Raw genomic sequence first — 576 nt, forward strand, 5'->3', positions numbered from 1 at the left:
ACTTAACACAATCCACACAGGGATCACCCATGCCGGATGACCGGTATACCAACCAAACTCTTTCATTGGCCATAAGAAGATTGGGTGAAGTAAGTAAATGCCCAAGCTGTGCTGGCTGATAAAACTCACCACTTTCTGCACGTTCTTCGGCAACCCTTCCCCAAAATACCGACACAGCATAAAAATCATCGATGCCGCCAAAATCACGTTCAATGTTTTGTATGACAACCAACGCCCCACGGTGTATTTCTCCGCTTCCAAACTGTTGGTCACCACCATGGTGAATGTCACGGCTAACGCCACCAATCCAAACCCAGTGAACAACGTCACCATAGAACGATTTAGTGGCACTTTTTGAAATAGTACATAACCCAAAGGCAGATAGCCCATATAGAGCCACATTTGGTTATTCCATGGTCCATCAATCTTGAACAGGAATAACGTGCTAGTGAACATCCAAAAAGCCAGATAGGTATAGAGGACATTGTCATCGACATTACGTGCCATCCATTGGAATAGAGGAATCACGAAATATAGTGGAATAAAGTAATAGAAGAAGCCTAAATGGTAATAGGT

At 43.6% G+C, this 576-nt stretch carries 1 protein-coding gene; it reads right to left on the reverse strand.

The window, feature by feature from the left end:
• Window positions 1-576 (reverse strand): acyltransferase (locus tag R8N47_RS27055; protein WP_318186348.1); only part of this gene is annotated, 576 nt, incomplete at both ends.

This window comes from Vibrio sp. 2132-1 (genome assembly GCF_033344315.1).